The 18,015-nt window shown below is 44.4% G+C and carries 18 protein-coding genes; 2 read left to right on the top strand and 16 right to left on the bottom strand.

Going from position 1 to position 18,015, the window contains the following annotated elements; genetic code table 11:
• Positions 1 to 9: 9 nt before the first annotated feature.
• The 7 genes from astD to rpe all read right to left on the bottom strand — a co-directional run bounded on the left by astD (position 10) and on the right by rpe (position 7,355).
• Positions 10 to 1,479, bottom strand: a complete 1,470-nt coding sequence (astD, locus tag ACRRSW_RS02635; protein WP_432454715.1) for a succinylglutamate-semialdehyde dehydrogenase — start codon at positions 1,477 to 1,479, stop codon at positions 10 to 12.
• Positions 1,480 to 1,525: 46 nt separating this feature from the next.
• Entirely contained in the window at positions 1,526 to 2,554 is a 1,029-nt protein-coding gene (astA, locus tag ACRRSW_RS02630; protein ID WP_432460785.1) for an arginine N-succinyltransferase, read from the bottom strand.
• A gap of 112 nt (positions 2,555 to 2,666) precedes the next feature.
• Positions 2,667 to 3,878 carry an aspartate aminotransferase family protein gene (locus ACRRSW_RS02625; RefSeq protein ID WP_432460784.1) on the bottom strand — a complete coding sequence of 404 codons (1,212 nt, stop codon included), beginning with the start codon at positions 3,876 to 3,878 and terminating at the stop codon, positions 2,667 to 2,669.
• Positions 3,879 to 4,166: 288 nt separating this feature from the next.
• Positions 4,167 to 4,751, bottom strand: a complete 585-nt coding sequence (locus tag ACRRSW_RS02620; RefSeq protein WP_432454718.1) for an anthranilate synthase component II — start codon at positions 4,749 to 4,751, stop codon at positions 4,167 to 4,169.
• A 178-nt stretch (positions 4,752 to 4,929) separates the two neighbouring features.
• The gene (trpS, locus tag ACRRSW_RS02615; RefSeq protein WP_432454719.1) at positions 4,930 to 5,934 is read right to left on the bottom strand and encodes a tryptophan--tRNA ligase; all 1,005 of its coding nucleotides are present in this window, start codon (positions 5,932 to 5,934) and stop codon (positions 4,930 to 4,932) included.
• Positions 5,935 to 5,965: 31 nt separating this feature from the next.
• A complete protein-coding gene (locus ACRRSW_RS02610; protein ID WP_432454720.1) occupies positions 5,966 to 6,661 on the bottom strand; it encodes a phosphoglycolate phosphatase in 696 nt (231 codons plus the stop codon).
• Between the two features lie 16 nt (positions 6,662 to 6,677).
• Positions 6,678 to 7,355: a ribulose-phosphate 3-epimerase gene (gene rpe / locus ACRRSW_RS02605; RefSeq protein WP_432454721.1), complete on the bottom strand. Its 678-nt coding sequence runs from the start codon at positions 7,353 to 7,355 to the stop codon at positions 6,678 to 6,680.
• A gap of 118 nt (positions 7,356 to 7,473) precedes the next feature.
• Between rpe and ACRRSW_RS02600 the strand changes: the two genes are divergently transcribed.
• Both ACRRSW_RS02600 and ACRRSW_RS02595 read left to right on the top strand, forming a co-directional pair.
• A complete protein-coding gene (locus tag ACRRSW_RS02600; RefSeq protein WP_432454722.1) occupies positions 7,474 to 7,656 on the top strand; it encodes a DUF2970 domain-containing protein in 183 nt (60 codons plus the stop codon).
• A gap of 465 nt (positions 7,657 to 8,121) precedes the next feature.
• The gene (locus tag ACRRSW_RS02595) at positions 8,122 to 8,784 is read left to right on the top strand and encodes a DNA-methyltransferase (protein ID WP_432460783.1); all 663 of its coding nucleotides are present in this window, start codon (positions 8,122 to 8,124) and stop codon (positions 8,782 to 8,784) included.
• Between the two features lie 25 nt (positions 8,785 to 8,809).
• Here ACRRSW_RS02595 and ACRRSW_RS02590 read toward each other — a convergent pair whose 3' ends face one another.
• The 9 genes from ACRRSW_RS02590 to pilM all read right to left on the bottom strand — a co-directional run bounded on the left by ACRRSW_RS02590 (position 8,810) and on the right by pilM (position 17,872).
• Positions 8,810 to 9,652 carry a Dam family site-specific DNA-(adenine-N6)-methyltransferase gene (locus tag ACRRSW_RS02590; RefSeq protein WP_432460782.1) on the bottom strand — a complete coding sequence of 281 codons (843 nt, stop codon included), beginning with the start codon at positions 9,650 to 9,652 and terminating at the stop codon, positions 8,810 to 8,812.
• Between the two features lie 103 nt (positions 9,653 to 9,755).
• Positions 9,756 to 11,234 carry an AAA family ATPase gene (locus ACRRSW_RS02585; protein WP_432460781.1) on the bottom strand — a complete coding sequence of 493 codons (1,479 nt, stop codon included), beginning with the start codon at positions 11,232 to 11,234 and terminating at the stop codon, positions 9,756 to 9,758.
• A 10-nt stretch (positions 11,235 to 11,244) separates the two neighbouring features.
• Positions 11,245 to 12,321, bottom strand: a complete 1,077-nt coding sequence (gene aroB / locus ACRRSW_RS02580) for a 3-dehydroquinate synthase (RefSeq protein WP_432454726.1) — start codon at positions 12,319 to 12,321, stop codon at positions 11,245 to 11,247.
• A 7-nt stretch (positions 12,322 to 12,328) separates the two neighbouring features.
• Complete coding sequence (gene aroK, locus ACRRSW_RS02575; RefSeq protein WP_432454727.1) at positions 12,329 to 12,844, bottom strand: shikimate kinase AroK; 516 nt, start codon at positions 12,842 to 12,844, stop codon at positions 12,329 to 12,331.
• 171 nt (positions 12,845 to 13,015) lie between these two features.
• Complete coding sequence (gene pilQ, locus ACRRSW_RS02570) at positions 13,016 to 15,097, bottom strand: type IV pilus secretin PilQ (protein WP_432460780.1); 2,082 nt, start codon at positions 15,095 to 15,097, stop codon at positions 13,016 to 13,018.
• Positions 15,098 to 15,107: 10 nt separating this feature from the next.
• Entirely contained in the window at positions 15,108 to 15,632 is a 525-nt protein-coding gene (locus ACRRSW_RS02565; RefSeq protein WP_432454729.1) for a pilus assembly protein PilP, read from the bottom strand.
• A complete protein-coding gene (locus tag ACRRSW_RS02560) occupies positions 15,632 to 16,228 on the bottom strand; it encodes a type 4a pilus biogenesis protein PilO (protein WP_432454730.1) in 597 nt (198 codons plus the stop codon). The genes ACRRSW_RS02565 and ACRRSW_RS02560 overlap by 1 nt, the downstream gene beginning before the upstream one ends.
• Positions 16,228 to 16,803: a PilN domain-containing protein gene (locus tag ACRRSW_RS02555; RefSeq protein ID WP_432454731.1), complete on the bottom strand. Its 576-nt coding sequence runs from the start codon at positions 16,801 to 16,803 to the stop codon at positions 16,228 to 16,230. Before ACRRSW_RS02555 ends, ACRRSW_RS02560 begins: the two co-directional genes overlap by 1 nt.
• A complete protein-coding gene (pilM, locus tag ACRRSW_RS02550) occupies positions 16,796 to 17,872 on the bottom strand; it encodes a type IV pilus assembly protein PilM (RefSeq protein WP_432454732.1) in 1,077 nt (358 codons plus the stop codon). The genes ACRRSW_RS02555 and pilM overlap by 8 nt, the downstream gene beginning before the upstream one ends.
• Positions 17,873 to 18,015 lie beyond the last annotated feature (143 nt).

Genomic DNA, 18,015 nt, shown 5'->3' with positions numbered 1-18,015 from the left:
ATATTCTCCCTAAAAGTGTAAGCCTGGGCTGAGTACCGCTGGCATCACGCTGGCTTCACCTTCCATAGAGGCGACAGGATAAGCACAGTAGTCCGCCGCATACTTAGCACTAGCCCGATGATTTCCAGAAGCGCCCACGCCACCAAAAGGTGCAGCACTCGAAGCGCCGGTAATCGAACGGTTCCAATTGACAATACCGGCGCGGATCCGATGACGGAAGTTTTCCCATTTTAGCGGATCATGGCTCAGCAAGCCTGCCGATAAACCGAATCGAGTATGATTTGCCTGAGCAATCGCGTCATCCCAGTCATGATAACGGAGCACCTGCAATAACGGGCCAAAGTACTCTTCATCGGGCAGCGCAGCAACAGACGTCACATCGATAATACCAGGTGTAACCAAGCCCTTGTTTTGCTCTAGCTGCTGTAGCTCAAGCAAGGACTGCCCACCGAGCTGTTGCAACTGCCGTTGGGCCTCAACCATTCCTGCGGCAGCTTTCGCACTAATCATTGCGCCCATAAAGGGCTGCTGCTCGGCATCATAGAGACCCACTTGAATGGCTTGAGTGACTTCTAATAGACGGGCTAAGATCTGCTCACCTTGTTCACTACGAGGCAAAAACAAACGGCGTGCGCAAGTACAGCGCTGTCCTGCCGAAATAAAGGCGGATTGAACAATATCGTGTACCGCAGCGTCAACATCGGCGACTTGGTCAACCACCAAGGGATTATTGCCGCCCATTTCTAAAGCGAGTATTTTATCCGGCTGACTGGCAAACTGCTGATGCAATAAGTGACCCGTGTTAGAACTACCAGTAAAAAATAACCCATCGATATCAGGATGAGCAGCCAGCGCCTTACCTGTAACCACCTCCCCTTGCAGTAAGTTAAGTACACCCTCAGGCAAACCCGCTTGTTGCCATAATTTAACGATACATTCCGAAGTATAAGGCGTGAGTTCTGAAGGTTTCAGCACCACACTATTACCGGCAATTAAAGCGGGAACAATATGACCATTAGGTAAATGCCCTGGGAAATTATAGGGACCAAATACCGCCACCACACCATGCGGCTTGTGACGTAATACCGCTTTTGCAATCGGTAACTCAGAAGATGACTCGCCAGTTCGCTCGGCATAGGCTTTCTCGGAAATAGCCACCTTGCCGATCATCGCGACAACTTCAGTGCGAGTTTCCCACAAGGGTTTACCGGTCTCTTGGGCAATCACTAAGGCTAGGCGCTCTTTATTTTGCTCCAACAAGGCCGCGAATTGTTTAATCACTGCAATTCTTGATTCTAGCCCAAGCATATACCAGTCAAACTGGCTCGATCGTGCCGCCTTAACCGCTTGATCGACTTGCGCTGATAACGCAGCATTGCCCTGCCAAACGCAAACATTCTTGGCTGGATCGATAGACTGAAACGAGGCACCTTGACCCGCTAGCCATTGACCATTAATAAACTGATTTAAATGTTCCATCTACAACCTCACATCCTTTATAGCGGCCCCATGGGCGAGCCTATGACTATTCTAAACGTAGCGCACCAATACGAATCAGATCACCCTCTTGTACCTCTAAGGCTGCTGCAGTACTAGCCGATATACCCGCTCGCAATGAGTCGGAATCTAACTGGATCGCCGCCACACAAGCTCTAAAATCAACTAAGCGAGCATTACTTAGTAACATTTCTTCAGCAGAGGCGGCGGGCTCCGCAATACTGATGCTCACCTTGAGGGAATGTTTGACACTTTCGATCAACTTTAATGGGCACTCGACGGTCGGCCCAGCATCAAAAATATCCACATAACCGTGTTTACAAAAACCTTCAGATTCGAGCAGGCGTAAAGCTGGACGAGTTTTTTCATGCACCTCACCAATCACCGCCTGTGCTTCTTTACTCAATAAGTTGACGTATATCGGATATTTCGGCATTAACTCGGCAATAAATTCTTTCTTACCAACCCCGGTTAAGTAGTCCGCCGTCGGGAAATCAACACTAAAGAAATGATCCTGTAACCACTGCCAAAAAGGTGAACGCCCGTGTTCATCAGAGACCCCCCGCATTTCGGCGATCACTGAATCATTAAAACAATGCGAATGTTCAGCCATCAATAAGAAACGACATTTGGATAATAAGCGTCCATTGTTTCCACGACGATGCGACTCTTGCAAAAACAGCGTACATAACTCAGTCACCCCGGTATAATCATTAGTCAGAGTAAGAGTCTCAACCACGTTATAAACATTGAGGCTACGCGAAGCATGAACCACTTTTCCGAGATGGTAAGTATAGAAGGGGTTACTCATCCCCACAGCCGCATCAATAGCGGTGGTCCCAACCACTTCTCCGGTGTCGCTATCTTCAGCAACCATTAAATAATGTTGATTGCCTGGGCTGTCGGCATCTGCGGTAAAAGAACGTATCGAATGGGCGAGCTTTTCTTTTAAAAGAGGCTCATCAACCGGTAAAGAGGTGAAGCCAACCCCTGAAGCCACCGCCATTTGTAATAACGCAGGATAGTCCGTTTCCTTAATAGGGCGGATAACTAACATAGCGAAGTCTCCATTCATCAAATAACAAACCACCGCGACCCTTTAGAGTCACGCCGAATGATAATAAAGCATTGAAGTGGCCTAGTATCACAAGGAGACTAAGCCCATAAGACTAGCCGTTTACCACTTTGGCAATTGCTTGTTCGAAACGCTGCATACCCAGCTCTATATCAAGCTGAGGAATAATTAAAGAAGGGGTAAAACGGATCACGTTCGCCCCTGCCACCAGAACCATAAGCCCTTCCGCCGCCGCAGCCACTAAGAAGTCGCGCGCACGCCCCTGATATTGCTCATTCAGCACCGCACCCAACAGTAGCCCCTTACCGCGCACCTCAGAAAAAACCTGATATTTATCATTAATCGCCATTAAAGCTTCTCTGAACCACTGCTCCCGTTGTTTCACACCCGCTAAGACTGATTCACTATTAACAATATCGAAGGCAGTTGCTGCCACAGCGCAAGCCAAGGGGTTTCCACCATAAGTACTGCCATGAGTGCCGACCTTCATTGAGGCGGCAATCTCAGTTGTCGTCAGCATAGCCGCAATAGGAAACCCCCCACCTAAAGCTTTCGCCGAGGTGAGTATATCCGGCGTGATCCCTAGACCCATGTAAGCGTAAAGTTCCCCTGTGCGGCCGACGCCAGTTTGTACTTCATCAAAAATAAGTAATGCTTGGTGTTTATCACACAGCTCGCGAACTTTTCTTGCAAATTCTAGATCGGCGCTAATGATCCCCCCCTCTCCTTGGAGAGGTTCCATCATCACTGCACAGGTTTGATCATCAATCAACGCTTCCAGCGCGGCGGTATCATTGTAGGGAATGTGCTCAACACCTGCGGGTTTAGGACCAAAACCGTCGGAATAGCTCGCTTGTCCACCCACCGTCACGGTAAAGAAAGTACGTCCATGGAACCCTTGTTCGAAGGCAATGATTTTTGTTTTATCTTGGCTTCCATGTTCAATCGCATAGCGACGAGCCAACTTTAGGGCCGCTTCGTTGGCTTCCGCGCCTGAATTACAGAAAAATACTTTCTCGGCAAAGGTACTATTCACCAATTTTTCAGCCAAACGTAAAGCTGGTTCGTTGGTCAGCACATTACTCAGGTGCCATAGTGTTTGGCCCTGTTCTGTCAAGGTTTTCACTAAGGCGGGGTGACAATGCCCCAAACAGTTGACCGCGATTCCACCAGCAAAGTCGACATACTCCCGCCCTTCTTGATCCCATAAACGAGAGCCCTCGCCCTTCACCGGAATAATCGCCGCGGGGGCGTAATTGGGAACCATGACTTGGTCAAAAAGCGCACGAGTTACAGCATGTGACATGTAGCGTTCTCCTTATCAATCTGGCGATTCCTATAACGATAGCCAGAGAAGTTAACAGTTTGTAAATATTCTTGGGATTATGACAAATATCGAGCATGATGTCTGAGCATACTGCAAAAGCACCATACAAAATATAACCATTTTTACGCAAGTTCAGTGCATAGCTCTAAATAAGCGTCCTGCCAAATAAGCCATTTTACTCTAAAATACATAAACTTTCGCATAAATATGCATAAATTATTCATTCGATTTAATTATAAAATTAAACCGTTATTAAACATTAGCATTCTATATAGTCGAACGAATAAAGTTATCGAGTAAGCCTAAACCTTGTTCAGTAAGAATGCTTTCCGGGTGAAACTGCACCGAGTGGATCGGCAAAGAACGATGCTGCAGCCCCATAATTTCATAAGCTTGCCCTTGCTGATCATGGCTCCAAGCCGTGACTTCCAAACAATCTGGCAGGCTATCAGCCTCTACTAATAAAGAGTGATAACGGGTGACCGCCATTGGACTGACCAAACCCATAAATACTGATTGCTGCTGATGATGGATTGGCCTGACCTTACCATGCATCGGCATGTCCGCTCTGACCACTCTCGCCCCAAAATGCTGAGCGATACACTGATGGCCCAGACACACCCCCAATATAGGCAATTGATCGGCAAATTCAGCGATCACCTGTAAAGATATCCCCGCCTCGTTGGGCGAGCAAGGTCCTGGTGATATAACCAGGTGAGTCGGCGCCATTTGTTCGATCTGCGTAATACTGAGCTGATCGTTACGCACCACCTTAACCTCAACCTTTAACTGCGAAAAATATTGGTAAAGGTTATAAGTAAACGAATCGTAATTATCGATAATGAGTAACATGCAGCCTTATCGTCTCACTCATAATGCAAAGCCATAAAAGAGGACTATCTTATACGATTTTGCTGAAGGTCGGTTGATCTTTCGTTAAGCTAAAAACCCGTGTTCGCTTAAGCAAACGTCTTACAAACACGAAAGCCCAGCATTCACTGGGCTTTCTTCGAACCGCAAGCTGTAAAGGCTATTTTAAGCCGATAAAACCGAGTACCTCATAGACCGAATGTAGTGTTTGGCGAGCTTGCTCACTAGCTCGCGCCGCGCCTTTAGCCATGATTGCTTGCAGGGCTGACTCATCTTCACGCAGCGCATGATAGCGCGCTTGGATAGGTTCCATCATTGCCACCACCGCATCGGCGGTATCCACTTTCAAGTGACCATACATTTTACCAGCATATCCCGCGACCAAGTCATCAATTGACTGGCCAGTTGCCACCGACTGTAACGTGAGCAAATTAGACACACCGGGTTTTTCTTCTCGATCGAAATAGATCCGCGCCTGTTCATCAGAGTCGGTCACCGAAGCTTTAATTTTCTTAGCAATTTGTTTGGGTGTATCGCTAAGCAAGATGAAAGCTTTAACATTATCGTCGGACTTAGACATCTTCTTGGTTGGCTCTTGCAGCGACATCACTCGCGCACCAAACTGAGGAATAAATGGTTCGGGTACCGTGAACACTTCGCCGTAAAGATTATTGAAACGATTAGCAATATCACGCGTGAGTTCTAAATGTTGCTTTTGATCTTCCCCTACCGGCACCGCATTTGCCTGATAAAGTAATATATCCGCCGCCATTAAAGCCGGATAAGTATATAAACCCGCATTGGTGTTATTCGCATACTTGGTCGACTTATCTTTGAACTGAGTCATCCGATTCAATTCGCCCATTTGGGTATAACAATTAAGTACCCAAGCGAGTTGAGCATGCTCTGGTACCTGTGATTGGACAAAGATGGTGCTCTTGTCGGGATCTAAACCACAAGCTATGTACATGGCTAAACCATCTAAGACTTGGTTTTTAAATTGCTTAGGTTCTTGACGAACTGTTATCGCATGCAAATCTGCCAGCATGAAATGACAGTTATATTCATTTTGCATGTGGATCCACTGGTTAATCGCCCCAATATAATTACCAATGGTTAACGAACCGGATGGCTGAATGCCACTTAATACAACGGGTTTACTCATGATTTTCCTACTTAAACAATACAAATGGGACTTAAGCCGTGACTGAACCCGACATTAATTCAACCAGGGTCTCGAGGCTATCCGCCACAAAATCGGGGTCACTTAAGGCAATATCTTCACCGTAGTTATAACCATAGGTCAAGCCTAGTGAGCGACATCCTGCAGCTTTTGCTGCTTGAATATCATTTTTTGAATCACCGACCATCAGCAACTGTTCAATACCCAGTTGATACTGACCAACTAAGTGAGTTAAAGGTAGAGGGTCTGGCTTCTTACGCGCTAAGCTATCACCAGATAATACCACATCAAAGTATTGCGCAAGATCAAGCTGTTCTAATAGTGGTTGGGTAAACAAGCTTGGTTTATTCGTCACAATCGCCATTGGAAGGTTCATCTCGGCTAACGCCGCTAAGCTTAAACGAACCCCTGCATATAAGCGACTCGCTACACACAGCTTTTCAGCATAATGTCGGTTAAATAAAGGTTTTGCACTTAAGTAAAGCGCTTCATCTAGATCTGCCGCAATCTCTGAACAACCAGAGAGTGCTCGCTTAATCAAAACTTCGGCACCATTGCCTACCCAATGGCGGATCGTCGCTTCACTAAACACATCACGACCTAAATCAACTAACATCGCATTAATGGCTAAGGCCAAATCGGGCGCACTATCGACTAATGTGCCATCTAAATCAAAAGCGATGAGCTTAATTTTGTTTAACGTTGTCATATAGGCTCACTACTTATTATTTACTTAAACTGGCTAATTCGGCACGCATTTGCTCAATCACTGCTCGGTAATCTGGTTTGCTAAAAATAGCCGAGCCAGCAACAAACATATCAGCGCCTGCGGCGGCGATTTCGGCAATATTATCCGGCGTGACACCGCCATCCACTTCTAAACGAATCGGATAACCACTGGCATCAATTTTATCGCGAATTTGACGTAATTTATCAAGGCTACCAGGAATGAATTTTTGACCACCAAAACCGGGATTGACTGACATCAACAAGATCATATCCAACTTATCCATCACATAATCCAAGTAGTGTAGTGGCGTCGCGGGATTCAATACTAGGCCCGCTTGACAGCCCTGCTCTTTGATCAGTTGTAAGCTACGATCAATATGCTCTGAAGCTTCGGCATGAAAAGTAATCATGCTTGCCCCCGCTTTTGCAAACTCGGGGATCAGACTATCCACTGGCTTAACCATTAAATGCACGTCGATAGGCGCTTCAATACCGTAATTACGCAAGGCCTGACATACGGCTGGCCCAAAGGTTAAATTTGGCACATAGTGATTGTCCATCACATCAAAGTGGATCACGTCTGCGCCTGCGGCAAGTACATTTTCCACCTCTTCGCCCAAACGGGCAAAATCAGCAGCTAGAATAGAAGGGGCAATTAAAAAAGGTGTGCTCATTGGGATAACCATTGGGTTTGAAAGTGCGCAATTTTAGCGCAGCTTGAGGCATGATCCAATCACTCTACCAAGATTGTTTTATGCTTGACTTAAACAGCCTCAATATAGGGACTAAATAATGGCCGAAAAACCTTCAAGTATACTAAAAAGTGTCTTCGCCGCATTATTAGGTGTTCAATCAGACAAACAACGCCAGCAGGATTTTAGTCAGGGCAAAGCTTGGCAATTTATCGGCCTTGGGATCGTGATGGTATTGGCCCTCGTGATGAGTCTGGTATTACTAGTAACCGCGATCACTTAATGATTTGAGATATCCTCTCGACTCACCAACTCGAGTCAATCTAAGCGGATGATTCGAGTCCCCTTCATTGGCTTGAGAACGACCACATCTTGAACTCGTAAATCTCGGGTCAATCTCAACATCAGTTGGTGATTCACCTTATATTATTTATCACTAAATCACTTAGGATGAATAATATGGCTTGTAACTGTTGTAACAGAGCATTAAAGAGTGGAATGATCTATAAAAAAGACCCTCAAACCACTAGAAACTATAAATCTTGCCCACATTGTTCAGCTGCAAACGGCGGTGAACATGTATTTCATCCCTACCCATTATCCTTTGGAAAGACACCTGCGAGAAAAACGGCTAAAAATCCAGATGGCGATCAAAGTTATTGTATCGATTGCCGTAAATTGAAGAAAGGTGTACCTTCTCATGTCTCAGAAAATGGGCGCGTATGTAGCAGTTTAGTCTAGAGGTTCAATGCAAATTTATCGAGATGATGCGGTCAGTTGGCTTGCGACACTTGCCGATGCAAGCGTCGATCTTTTAATCACAGATCCACCCTACGAATCCCTGGAAAAGCACCGAAATATCGGGACAACCACCAGACTAAAAGTAAGTAAATCGTCGAGTAATCAGTGGTTTGAAATTTTCCCGAATGCGCGTTTTGAAACGCTTCTCATGCAGATATATCGGGTTCTGAAGAACAATTCGCATTTTTACTTATTCTGCGATCAAGAAACAATGTTTGTCGTAAAACCAATTGCAGAAAAAATAGGATTCAAATTTTGGAAACCTATTATTTGGGATAAAGTCACAATCGGCATGGGATACCATTACAGAGCTCGTCACGAGTACATCCTTTTCTTTGAAAAAGGAAAAAAGAAACTCAATAATTTAGGCATACCAGATATTCTTGAATGTAAACGAGTTTATCGCGGATATCCCACAGAAAAGCCAGTGCCATTGCTTGAAACACTAATTTCTCAAAGCAGCACGAAAAATCAGCTGGTCGTCGATCCATTTTTTGGATCTGGTTCGGTCTTAATCGCCGCTAAAAACTTAGGCCGAGAATATCTCGGATGCGATATTTCGGAATCCGCTCACCAACACTTTCGAAATCGAGTAGCAGAAATAAACTAACAAACAAGGCGCTTTAATGCGCCGCCTAGCTTCCCGAATAAAGCGCCATAACCTCTTTAGACTTGCCTCGCACACTTCCCTTACAGCTAATATTACGTTGAACACTCAACAAGCTAAGTGTATCAGCGCCAGCATATAGCTCCTGAGTGAAGTCGGTAAAGTGGTTTGATATAAGTGTAGATACACCACGCTGCTTCGCTTTCAGCGCGCATTCAACTAAACGACGTTGGTCATCATCGGTAAACTTATTTCCAGCATAAGCAGTAAAGTTCGAGGTTCGATTAATTGGCGAGTAAGGCGGATCACAATAAACAACATCATGTTCACCCGCAGCGAGAAATGCCTGTTCAAAATCACCACATACAAATGATGCACGCTGAGCGACCTTAGAGAATTCGATAAACTCTTCTCGAGGAAAGTAAGGCCGCTTATAGCGTCCAAAAGGTACATTAAATCCCCCACTTTTATTATAACGACATAGCCCGTTATAACCGTGTCGATTTAAGTAGACGAAGAGTAATGAGCGTTCATATGGATCTGTGGATTGATTAAATTGCTCGCGCAGCTGATAGTAAAAATCGGGATGATTATGGTTACCAATAAAGAAGTTTTCTGCTTCCTTAATAAATCTATCCGGCTGCGTTTTGATGAACCCAAACAGATTAATGAGATCTTGGTTAGTATCCACCAATAGGTATTCATCAAACTCAAAATTAAGAAACACCGAACCGCCACCTACAAATGGCTCAATCAAACGCTTCTTTCCAGTAGATGGAAGATTCACTTTGATTTCATCAACAATGCGCTTCTTGCCACCAGCCCACTTCAACGGAGACTTACGATTAACTGAAGATATATTACGACTCACAGATGACCTTCAGCTAAATATAATTGACACACCAACAAATCAGTCTTCTGCCTTGTTTCGCCAAAATGATCTACCCACTGAAAAAAGGCTCGAAGATGCGTCATCACGATTCCGTTAATTCGAACTGAACTTGGCTAAATTGCTTGATCAAAGAATCCAGATTCTGCTTTTTCAAATTGAGACGCGCAGCTTGAGCCTGCTCCCGCGTCGTAAAATCACCATAAATGATTTTATAAGGCACATTTGGATTAGCCGATGAATGGTAGACCCATACCTCATGATACCATTTGCGAGAAGAAACAAATTGCTCGGCTTTTTCTCGATTTTTCAACGCCATTAACTGTAAAGTATAATGTTTCGCTGGTTTAGCTTGAAGCAAAGACTTCACATCGGTCAACTGAATTGGAACTTCTTTCGTCACATCGGCTGGCTCAATTTTATCGGTCGATATTGTTGATGGTTGTGGCTCAACCAACAAGTTCTCACTATCATTAATGTTGCTCGTCAAGTCAGGCTTAGCTTGGTTTTCGGCTTTTCCCTGATCCGCTAACAACTTACTCACGACATCATCCTCAACCACCACTCGTAATTGCTTGGCTTGACTTTGTGCGGTTAAATCAACTTCTGTCGCAACATCTAACGAAGGTAGTTTAGCGGTATCGACTTGAGTGCTAGAACTGGAATTCGCTTGCGCCGATGCGAATTCTTCGGCCGGAGTAGAGCCATTGGCTAAAGTCGGCTCCTCCATAAGAGCCAAGGCAATACGGCTATCATTTCCCTTATCCTCTTTACCCCAGTCGTTGACCAACTGAACCAGTAAACCAGCGACTGCTGCGCACAATACGACAACAATGGCGATATAAAGTTTTTTTCTATTAGGAGCACTAGCTTCCGACATGGGGATATCTCCAGTAACGATTTGATCGACAAATTGATAAATAAGACGAGGGTTTCCTTTCGCCGATGCTATATGTTGTTCGATTGCTTGTTGATTTTCAAACTCCGCAACATACTCGGCTCGATTAAATAACAATGAAGCCAATTCAAAAGACTCATTGTCGCTCAGTGAGGGAACCTCAAAATACAGAATATCAGCGCTCAACACATCCAACTGAGCACTAAAGCTATTGCTAGCTTCTGCGAATAACAGTAACGATAAGGAATGTTGGTATAGCTGATTGTAATGTTGATAAAACTCCAACAACTCTCTTAGTAATTCTGTCGTTAATCGATGGGCATCATCGATCATAATCACTAACGGAGCATTGGTTTCTTGTACATTGCGCTTAAAGCTATCAAATAAAGGATCATCTTGGTTAAACAATGGATCATGTAATAACTGTTGTAGCAGTTCTCGACGCAAGCGAGAGCCATCGTCTTTATCGCTGGCAGTCACTAAGGCATGATTCGCGAACTGAGCACGTTCGAGTATCCCACTGGCGATAAAGGATTTACCCGAGCCCACACTGCCAGTAATACAAATGAGCTTGGCACTAAAACGAATTTGGGTGATCAGTCTATCGCGCAAACGTAATTGGCTTTGCAGTTGCGCAAACTCGGCATCAGGCCGCACTCTCACCATTCAAATAGCCTTATTGAAATCGATGAATAACTGTTTCTATATTATTTTCAGTAATCGTATCAACAACTTCTGCTGAACCGATAGCATTCGGTAATACTAAACGAAGTTTCCCATTTAGTACTTTTTTATCGCGCAACATGTGAGGTAGGAATTGCGCAACCCCCATATCTGCCGGTGGAGCAATCGGTAACTGGGCACGTTTAATCAAAGTTCGGATCTGTTGTACTTGCTGTTGAGAGAGCATTCCAACTAACTCAGCGGTTTCGGCAGCCATCACCATTCCCGCCCCAACTGCTTCGCCATGTAGCCAAACGCCATAACCTTGCTCTGCTTCGATCGCATGACCATAGGTATGACCTAGATTTAACAAAGCTCTAATCCCCTGCTCGGTTTCATCTTTAGCCACAACTTCGGCTTTAATTTCGCAACAACGAGCAATTGCTTGAGTCATTAATACTGCATCTAATTGCATCAACGGATCAAGATTATTCTCCAACCAAGTGAAAAAGTCAGCATCATAAATAATGCCATACTTGATTACTTCGGCCATGCCCGCTGATAACTCACGTTTATCCAAGGTCGCTAAACAATCAATATCGATCAGTACCGCCTTTGGTTGGTAGAAAGCACCGATCATATTTTTACCGAGAGGGTGATTCACTGCGGTTTTACCACCAACCGATGAGTCAACTTGCGATAATAAAGTGGTTGGTACCTGTACGAAAGGAACCGCCCGTTGATAACAAGCGGCAGCAAATCCAGCCATGTCCCCAATCACGCCGCCGCCTAAGGCAACAATGGTGGTATCACGGCTATGTTGTTTTTCCAATAATCCAGAAAAAATAAGATCAAGTGTCTGCAAGTTTTTGTACTGCTCGCCATCGGGCAAACTAACTACATCCACTTGAAAAGCACTCAAACCCTTCAACAGAGGCTCTAAATAGAGTTCCGCGACCGTAGTATTTGTAACAACCATTACTTTTTTACTAGCAATAGCAGAAGTAAAAAAATCGGGCTGACTAATTAGTCCTTGCCCGATAGTGATGGGATAACTACGCTCACCGAGAGCAACTGTTAAACATTCCATGATTAGCTTAGAATCCTAAAAGTTCAATAATTTGGTTAGCCACTGCTTTGGCACTTTGATCATCTGTTTTAACCGTATAGTCAGCTACGTCTGCATACATCGGATTACGTTCTTCAGCTAGATTTTCCAAGACCTCTCTTGGCTCATCACTTTGTAATAAAGGACGACGTTTATCGCGTTGTGTTCTAGCAAACTGCTTATCAATGGTCGTTTCTAGATAAACCACTATGCCGCGAGCAGAAAGATGATTACGGTTTTCTTTACTAATGACTGAACCACCTCCGGTGGCCAATACGATGCCTTGAAGTTGGGTCAGATCATCAATAACCCCTTCTTCTCGGACTCTAAAACCAGCTTCGCCTTCTACGTCAAATACCCAAGCGATATCCGCGCCAGTACGGCGTTCAATCTCTTGATCTGTATCGTAAAACTGCAAATGTAATTGCTGTGCTAAATGACGACCAATGGTGCTTTTCCCAGCACCCATCGGTCCTATAAGGAAGATATTTCGTTTCTCAGCCATGCTTCTTCAAATTTATCTTTGTCTATTTTCTCCCCGCAATGCGGGCACCTAATGTACCAACCTTAGTAAAAAGATCAGGGCGCGATTATCTCAGCATGAAGGGGACTTTGGCAACCGCAAAATCACCTTCAACCACGATTGACTCAGATTAAACCCGATACTCTGATTTTCCTAGAGACTATCAACCAGGATCCTTGGGGTAACAAAAATCAATAATTCATTTTTTTCTACGCTTTGAGTCGTGGTTCTAAACAATACACCTAAACCCGGAATATCGCCCAATATCGGAACTTTTTTCACATAGTCAGTTGTTTGCTGCTGAAAGATCCCCCCCAAGACTATCGTTTCGCCGTTTTTCACCAAGACCTGAGTTCCAATCTCCTGTTTATTGATGGCAATCGCTGTCCCGGTAGAGGTAGCAACGGCTTCACCTTCGGAATCTTGGGTAATGACTAAGTCCAAAATAACATTCCCATCTGGGGTAATCTGCGGAGTCACCTTAAGACTTAGCACCGCCTTTTTAAAGGTCACCGCCGTTGCCCCGCTAGACGAGCTTTCTACGTAAGGAATCTCTCGACCTTGCTCAATGTAGGCCGCCTTTTGATTGGCGGTAGTAATTCTTGGGCTGGCGATCACTTCGCCTTTATTCTCTTGCTCCAAGGCAGACAATTCTAGATCGAGAATTTGTCCATTCGCGAGCTTAGCCACTTGAAAAGCAATCGAGCCTGCGGCATCAGTGACCGGAAGGTTAACATTTAGGCGATCGTCCAAGGCTGGAATGTCGCCAGAGACGACGCTATCAACACCTTCTAAGCTTCCGCTTGTAATCCCAGTGCTACCACCGACTGACCCCGAATTAGTCACCCCCCAGCGTACACCGAGCTCTTCACTGACACTATCAAGTACCGTAACCATCCGTGCTTCAATCACAACTTGTTGAACCGCGACATCCAATTTCTTAATCATCGCCTTAATATCGCTTAGCGAGTCTTCGGTATCTTTTACCAACAAGGTATTGGTTCGCTCGTCCACACTCACCGAACCATGCTCGGATAACATCGACGCCTGCTCATTTTTAAGCAAGGCCGATAAGTCAGAAGCCTTCGCGTAATTCACTTGGATATATTCTGAATACAGAGGGGCTAAATCGGCAACTTGCTTAGCGCTTTCTAATTGTTGTCGTTCCTGCTCAGCCAACTCTGCCGCAGGCGCAATTAACAACACATTATTATCAAGGCGTTTATCCAAACCTTTTACTTTCAAAATTATATCGAGAGCTTGCTCCCAGGGAACATCATCCATGCGCAAGGTGATATTACCAACCACGGAATCCGTTGTGACTAGATTTAATTGATTAAAATCAGCAATTAATTGCAGCACGGTACGTACTGGAATATCTTGAAAATTTAGAGAAATGGGCTTGCCCTGATACGCAGCTTTCGCGACTTCTTCCGCTTGCAAAGGTTTAACTTCAACCAGAAACAGTTCTCCTGATTGATCATAACGATAATCAAAAGCCCCGTTAATCGTCACGACTAAACGCACCTTCGCCTCATCTTTAAAGACTTCAACATTATCGACTGGGGTTGCGAAGTCATTCACATCCATCACATAAACATTTTCGTCGGCAATATCGGTATTATAAAAATCGACAATCAAACTATTATCGCGTCGTTTAATATCGGCAGCGATAGAGCGATTATTCAGATCAATCATCAGCTGGCCGGTTCCACCTTTGCCCCGCCGAAAATCGATGCCTTCAATATGATTGATCGTAGCATGCTCAACACGACTGGCGGTTTCAAAAGCATTGTTAACCGTTGTAGACTTAGAATTGCTTGCGGTGGCAGTAGTAGGCAGCGCACCTAACTTAATCAGCAGCCGTTTAGAGTCTTGTTGTACTTGATATGGAACTAAGCTTTCCAAGGCCAAAACGAGTTGTAAACCAGACTCTGTCTGTAAGCTTTGTACTTGTTTCACCCCACCTCGGCCAATAATCAAAGGATTAACCTTCAGTGCGGAGCTGGCATTTGCTACGTCAATCACTAACTGATTAGGAGAGTATTCGAGGTGATCATTTACCTGCTCGATAGGCGCATCAAATAGTAATTCAATTTCTACCGCGCCTTTAATCATCGGGTTGGTATTCAGCTGAATTAACTGGGCGTTAGCCCAAGCTTGAGCTGCATAACAGAAAAGCCCCGCGAATATTAAGCTACTGTTGCAGATACCTTGCAGCATTCTTCCCTTCATGCCATTTATCCTATTGTTCCACTTTCGAAAGCAAAAGCTGAGTATTTCGCTCATTCCAACAGCCTTCACCATCAGAAACGACTTCTTTAATATCTAAACCGAGCTGACTAACTTTTATGATAATACCGTTATGCAAGCCTAGAAAATTACCTTCTCTCACTCGATACAATTCACCACTAGGAACATCAATTAAGGCCCATAGGTTTGCACCATCCCCCATGATCCCGCGCATCGTTAGACTCGCCAAAGAATACTGTTCGAGTGGTTGTTTCTCACGGTCAAAATTCGGTGCTAAAGAGCATTCCTTTTCAGAGGCTAGAGCAATCGCTTCCGCTTCAGGAACAGGGCTCGTAAAAGGGTTTCTTAGGTTATCGGCCTGGTAAGCAAGATGCTCAAAAGGCTTAATTTCTGGCACATCTTGTTTCACCGAAACCTTACGCGCTTTCACTTGCATGACATATTGCTGTAAATCATCTTTGGAGCCCCCACAAGCAAATAATGTAAGCAAGCTTAGCCCTAATATGATTGCTCTCATTACTTATCCTTAGGCTCTATTTTCTCTTTATAACGGTAGGTCTTCGCTAACATCGCCATCGTTAAAACTGCGCCGTCTTTTTGTTTTTTCAGCGAAATATCATCGAGAATCACAATTCGCGGTAAAGCGGCAACGGCACTCACAAAACCACCCAACTGGTGGTAAGTTCCACTCACTTCTAATTTTATCGGTAACTCAGTTGAAAACTCACGTTCAACTTCTGGCTCCCAGTTAATACGGTGAAACTCTAAGCCATTATCGATACCGATAAAACTCAACTCGTCTAGCAAACCTGGGATCTCATGTTTTTCGGGCAGCTGTTTGAGCAAAGAGGAAAAGGCATCTCGCATCTGCTGTATTTGCGCCTGATAAGCAGGCAAGTTACTTGCTAAAGCAGCTTTAATTTCGAATTTGCTACGTAACTCTTGTTCTTGTGCTTCAAATTGAGCCAACTTGGTTTGTTCATCTGATACTTGAACGTAATAAAATCCTGCTGCAATCAAGCCACAAATGAGACCAATGAATATTATTTTTGCAGGCCGAGGCCAAGTACCGATGCTTTCTAAATCTAATTCATTAAGCTGTTGTAAATCCATTACTTAGCTCCGACTTTTTCACTTGGCAGACCCAACTTAACGACGAATTCAAGTTGAAACTTACTCAGCTCCATATCCGCTTGTTTGTTCGATAAAGCGACGATGGAACTAATCTTGGGGCTGCCTAACCAAGTTTTTTGCTCAATATTGCGCATTAAACTCGCGACTCGATAGTTGGCTTCACTCTTCCCATCGAGGCTAATCAAGGAATTTTGAAAAGTTAAGCTATCCAGATAAACTCCGGCTGGCGAAATCAATGGTAGGATGTTGAATATTTTGGTTGGAACATTACGACTTTCTTGCAACTTCTGAATCAAGCTGATTCGTTCATTTAAGCTTTTTTTCTGCTCTTTTATTTTACGTATTTCACCAATTTGCTGGTCGAGGACCGCTATTTCAGTTTCTAAATACTGATTACGCGCAAGTTGCTTATTTTGCAGACTCGTATAATAGTTTTGCACCCCAAATGAAGCGAATAAGGTAAGGCCAGCGGCGACCCCCAAACTCAGCCAAAAATCACGCCTTTGTTTTGCCTTGAGCTCTTCCCGCCATGGAAGCAAGTTAATGTTAGACATTATCAAAACCCCTCAAAGCAAGACCCAAAGCCACCATATACTTCCCTCCATCGCGGCGTAATCCGTCGGGATCAACAGAACGATCAAACTGGCAATGATTGAAAGGCTCAGCCTTGATAACTGGCAGTTCTAAATCATTCTGCATCTGTAACACTAATTCGTCAGACAAAGCACTACCGCCGCTCACGCCAAGCGCATCCAAAGACTTATATCCGCTAGAACTCAAAAATAGCGACACTTGCCGACGAACGTTTTGAATGACCCCGCTAACAAACTGGGCGAAAACATCAATTTCATAGTTCTCGGGTAGACGGCCACTAATTTTCATCTCTTTCGCCTCTTCCAGGCTTAAGCTGTAAAAACTAGCGATTTGCTGTGTATATTGGGCACCGCCAAAGTTTTGGGCGCGGTTGTAAACCACTTCACCTTTATTGAGGATAGCAAAATTGAGCGTGGATTCACCTATATCGACCAAGCCAATGATTTTGCTATCGTCAAATTCATCTTCTTGATGATGCAATAAATAATGCCAAGCTCGGCCTAAGGCATGCGACTCAACATCAACAATTTTGGCTTCGAAATCAGCATTTGCCAATACTTCGGCGCGAATGCTAACCGCTTCGGTACGTGCCGCACTTAATAATACATTGTTACGATTCGCATCACTTTCGTTACTACCGAGGACTTCAAAATCAAGGCTGATCTCATCAATAGGAAAGGGGATTGAGTTTTCGGCCTCAAGCTCAACTTGAGTCTCTAGCTCCAAATCGGACAAACTATTGTCCATGTATATGATTTTGGTAATCACGTGACTACCTGCGACAGCAGTCGCCACTTGACGATTACGGGAAGGAAATTTTCTTTTTAATTCGCGTAAAGACGCCGTAATCTCTTCTGGAGAAACGACTTGATTATCGACCAGTGCGCCAGTTGGTGTAACGACCTCCGCAACCGCCTCTACTTTAAACCCCTGAGCAGATTTTGAGAGTAGCAGACCTTTGATGGTAGCAGAGCCGAAATCTATCCCTAACAACGCAGCCGATGTCTTTTTACCTATCCCTAGTATCATGACCCGCCAACTATCTTTTTAAATTAAACAGTTACCTGTAGATAAAGAATAACTAGTAATTGATCTATACGCTAATAGATCTTAAGAAAGTTGTCGAAACAGGTCACAATTTGACGATATAATCGACGGTTCTTTCGATACAG

It is taken from the genome of Agarivorans sp. QJM3NY_25 (assembly GCF_050870875.2).
GTDB lineage: Bacteria > Pseudomonadota > Gammaproteobacteria > Enterobacterales > Celerinatantimonadaceae > Agarivorans.
The sequence above is the reverse complement of the archived record's forward strand: the minus strand, read 5'-3'. Positions and strand labels throughout refer to the sequence as shown.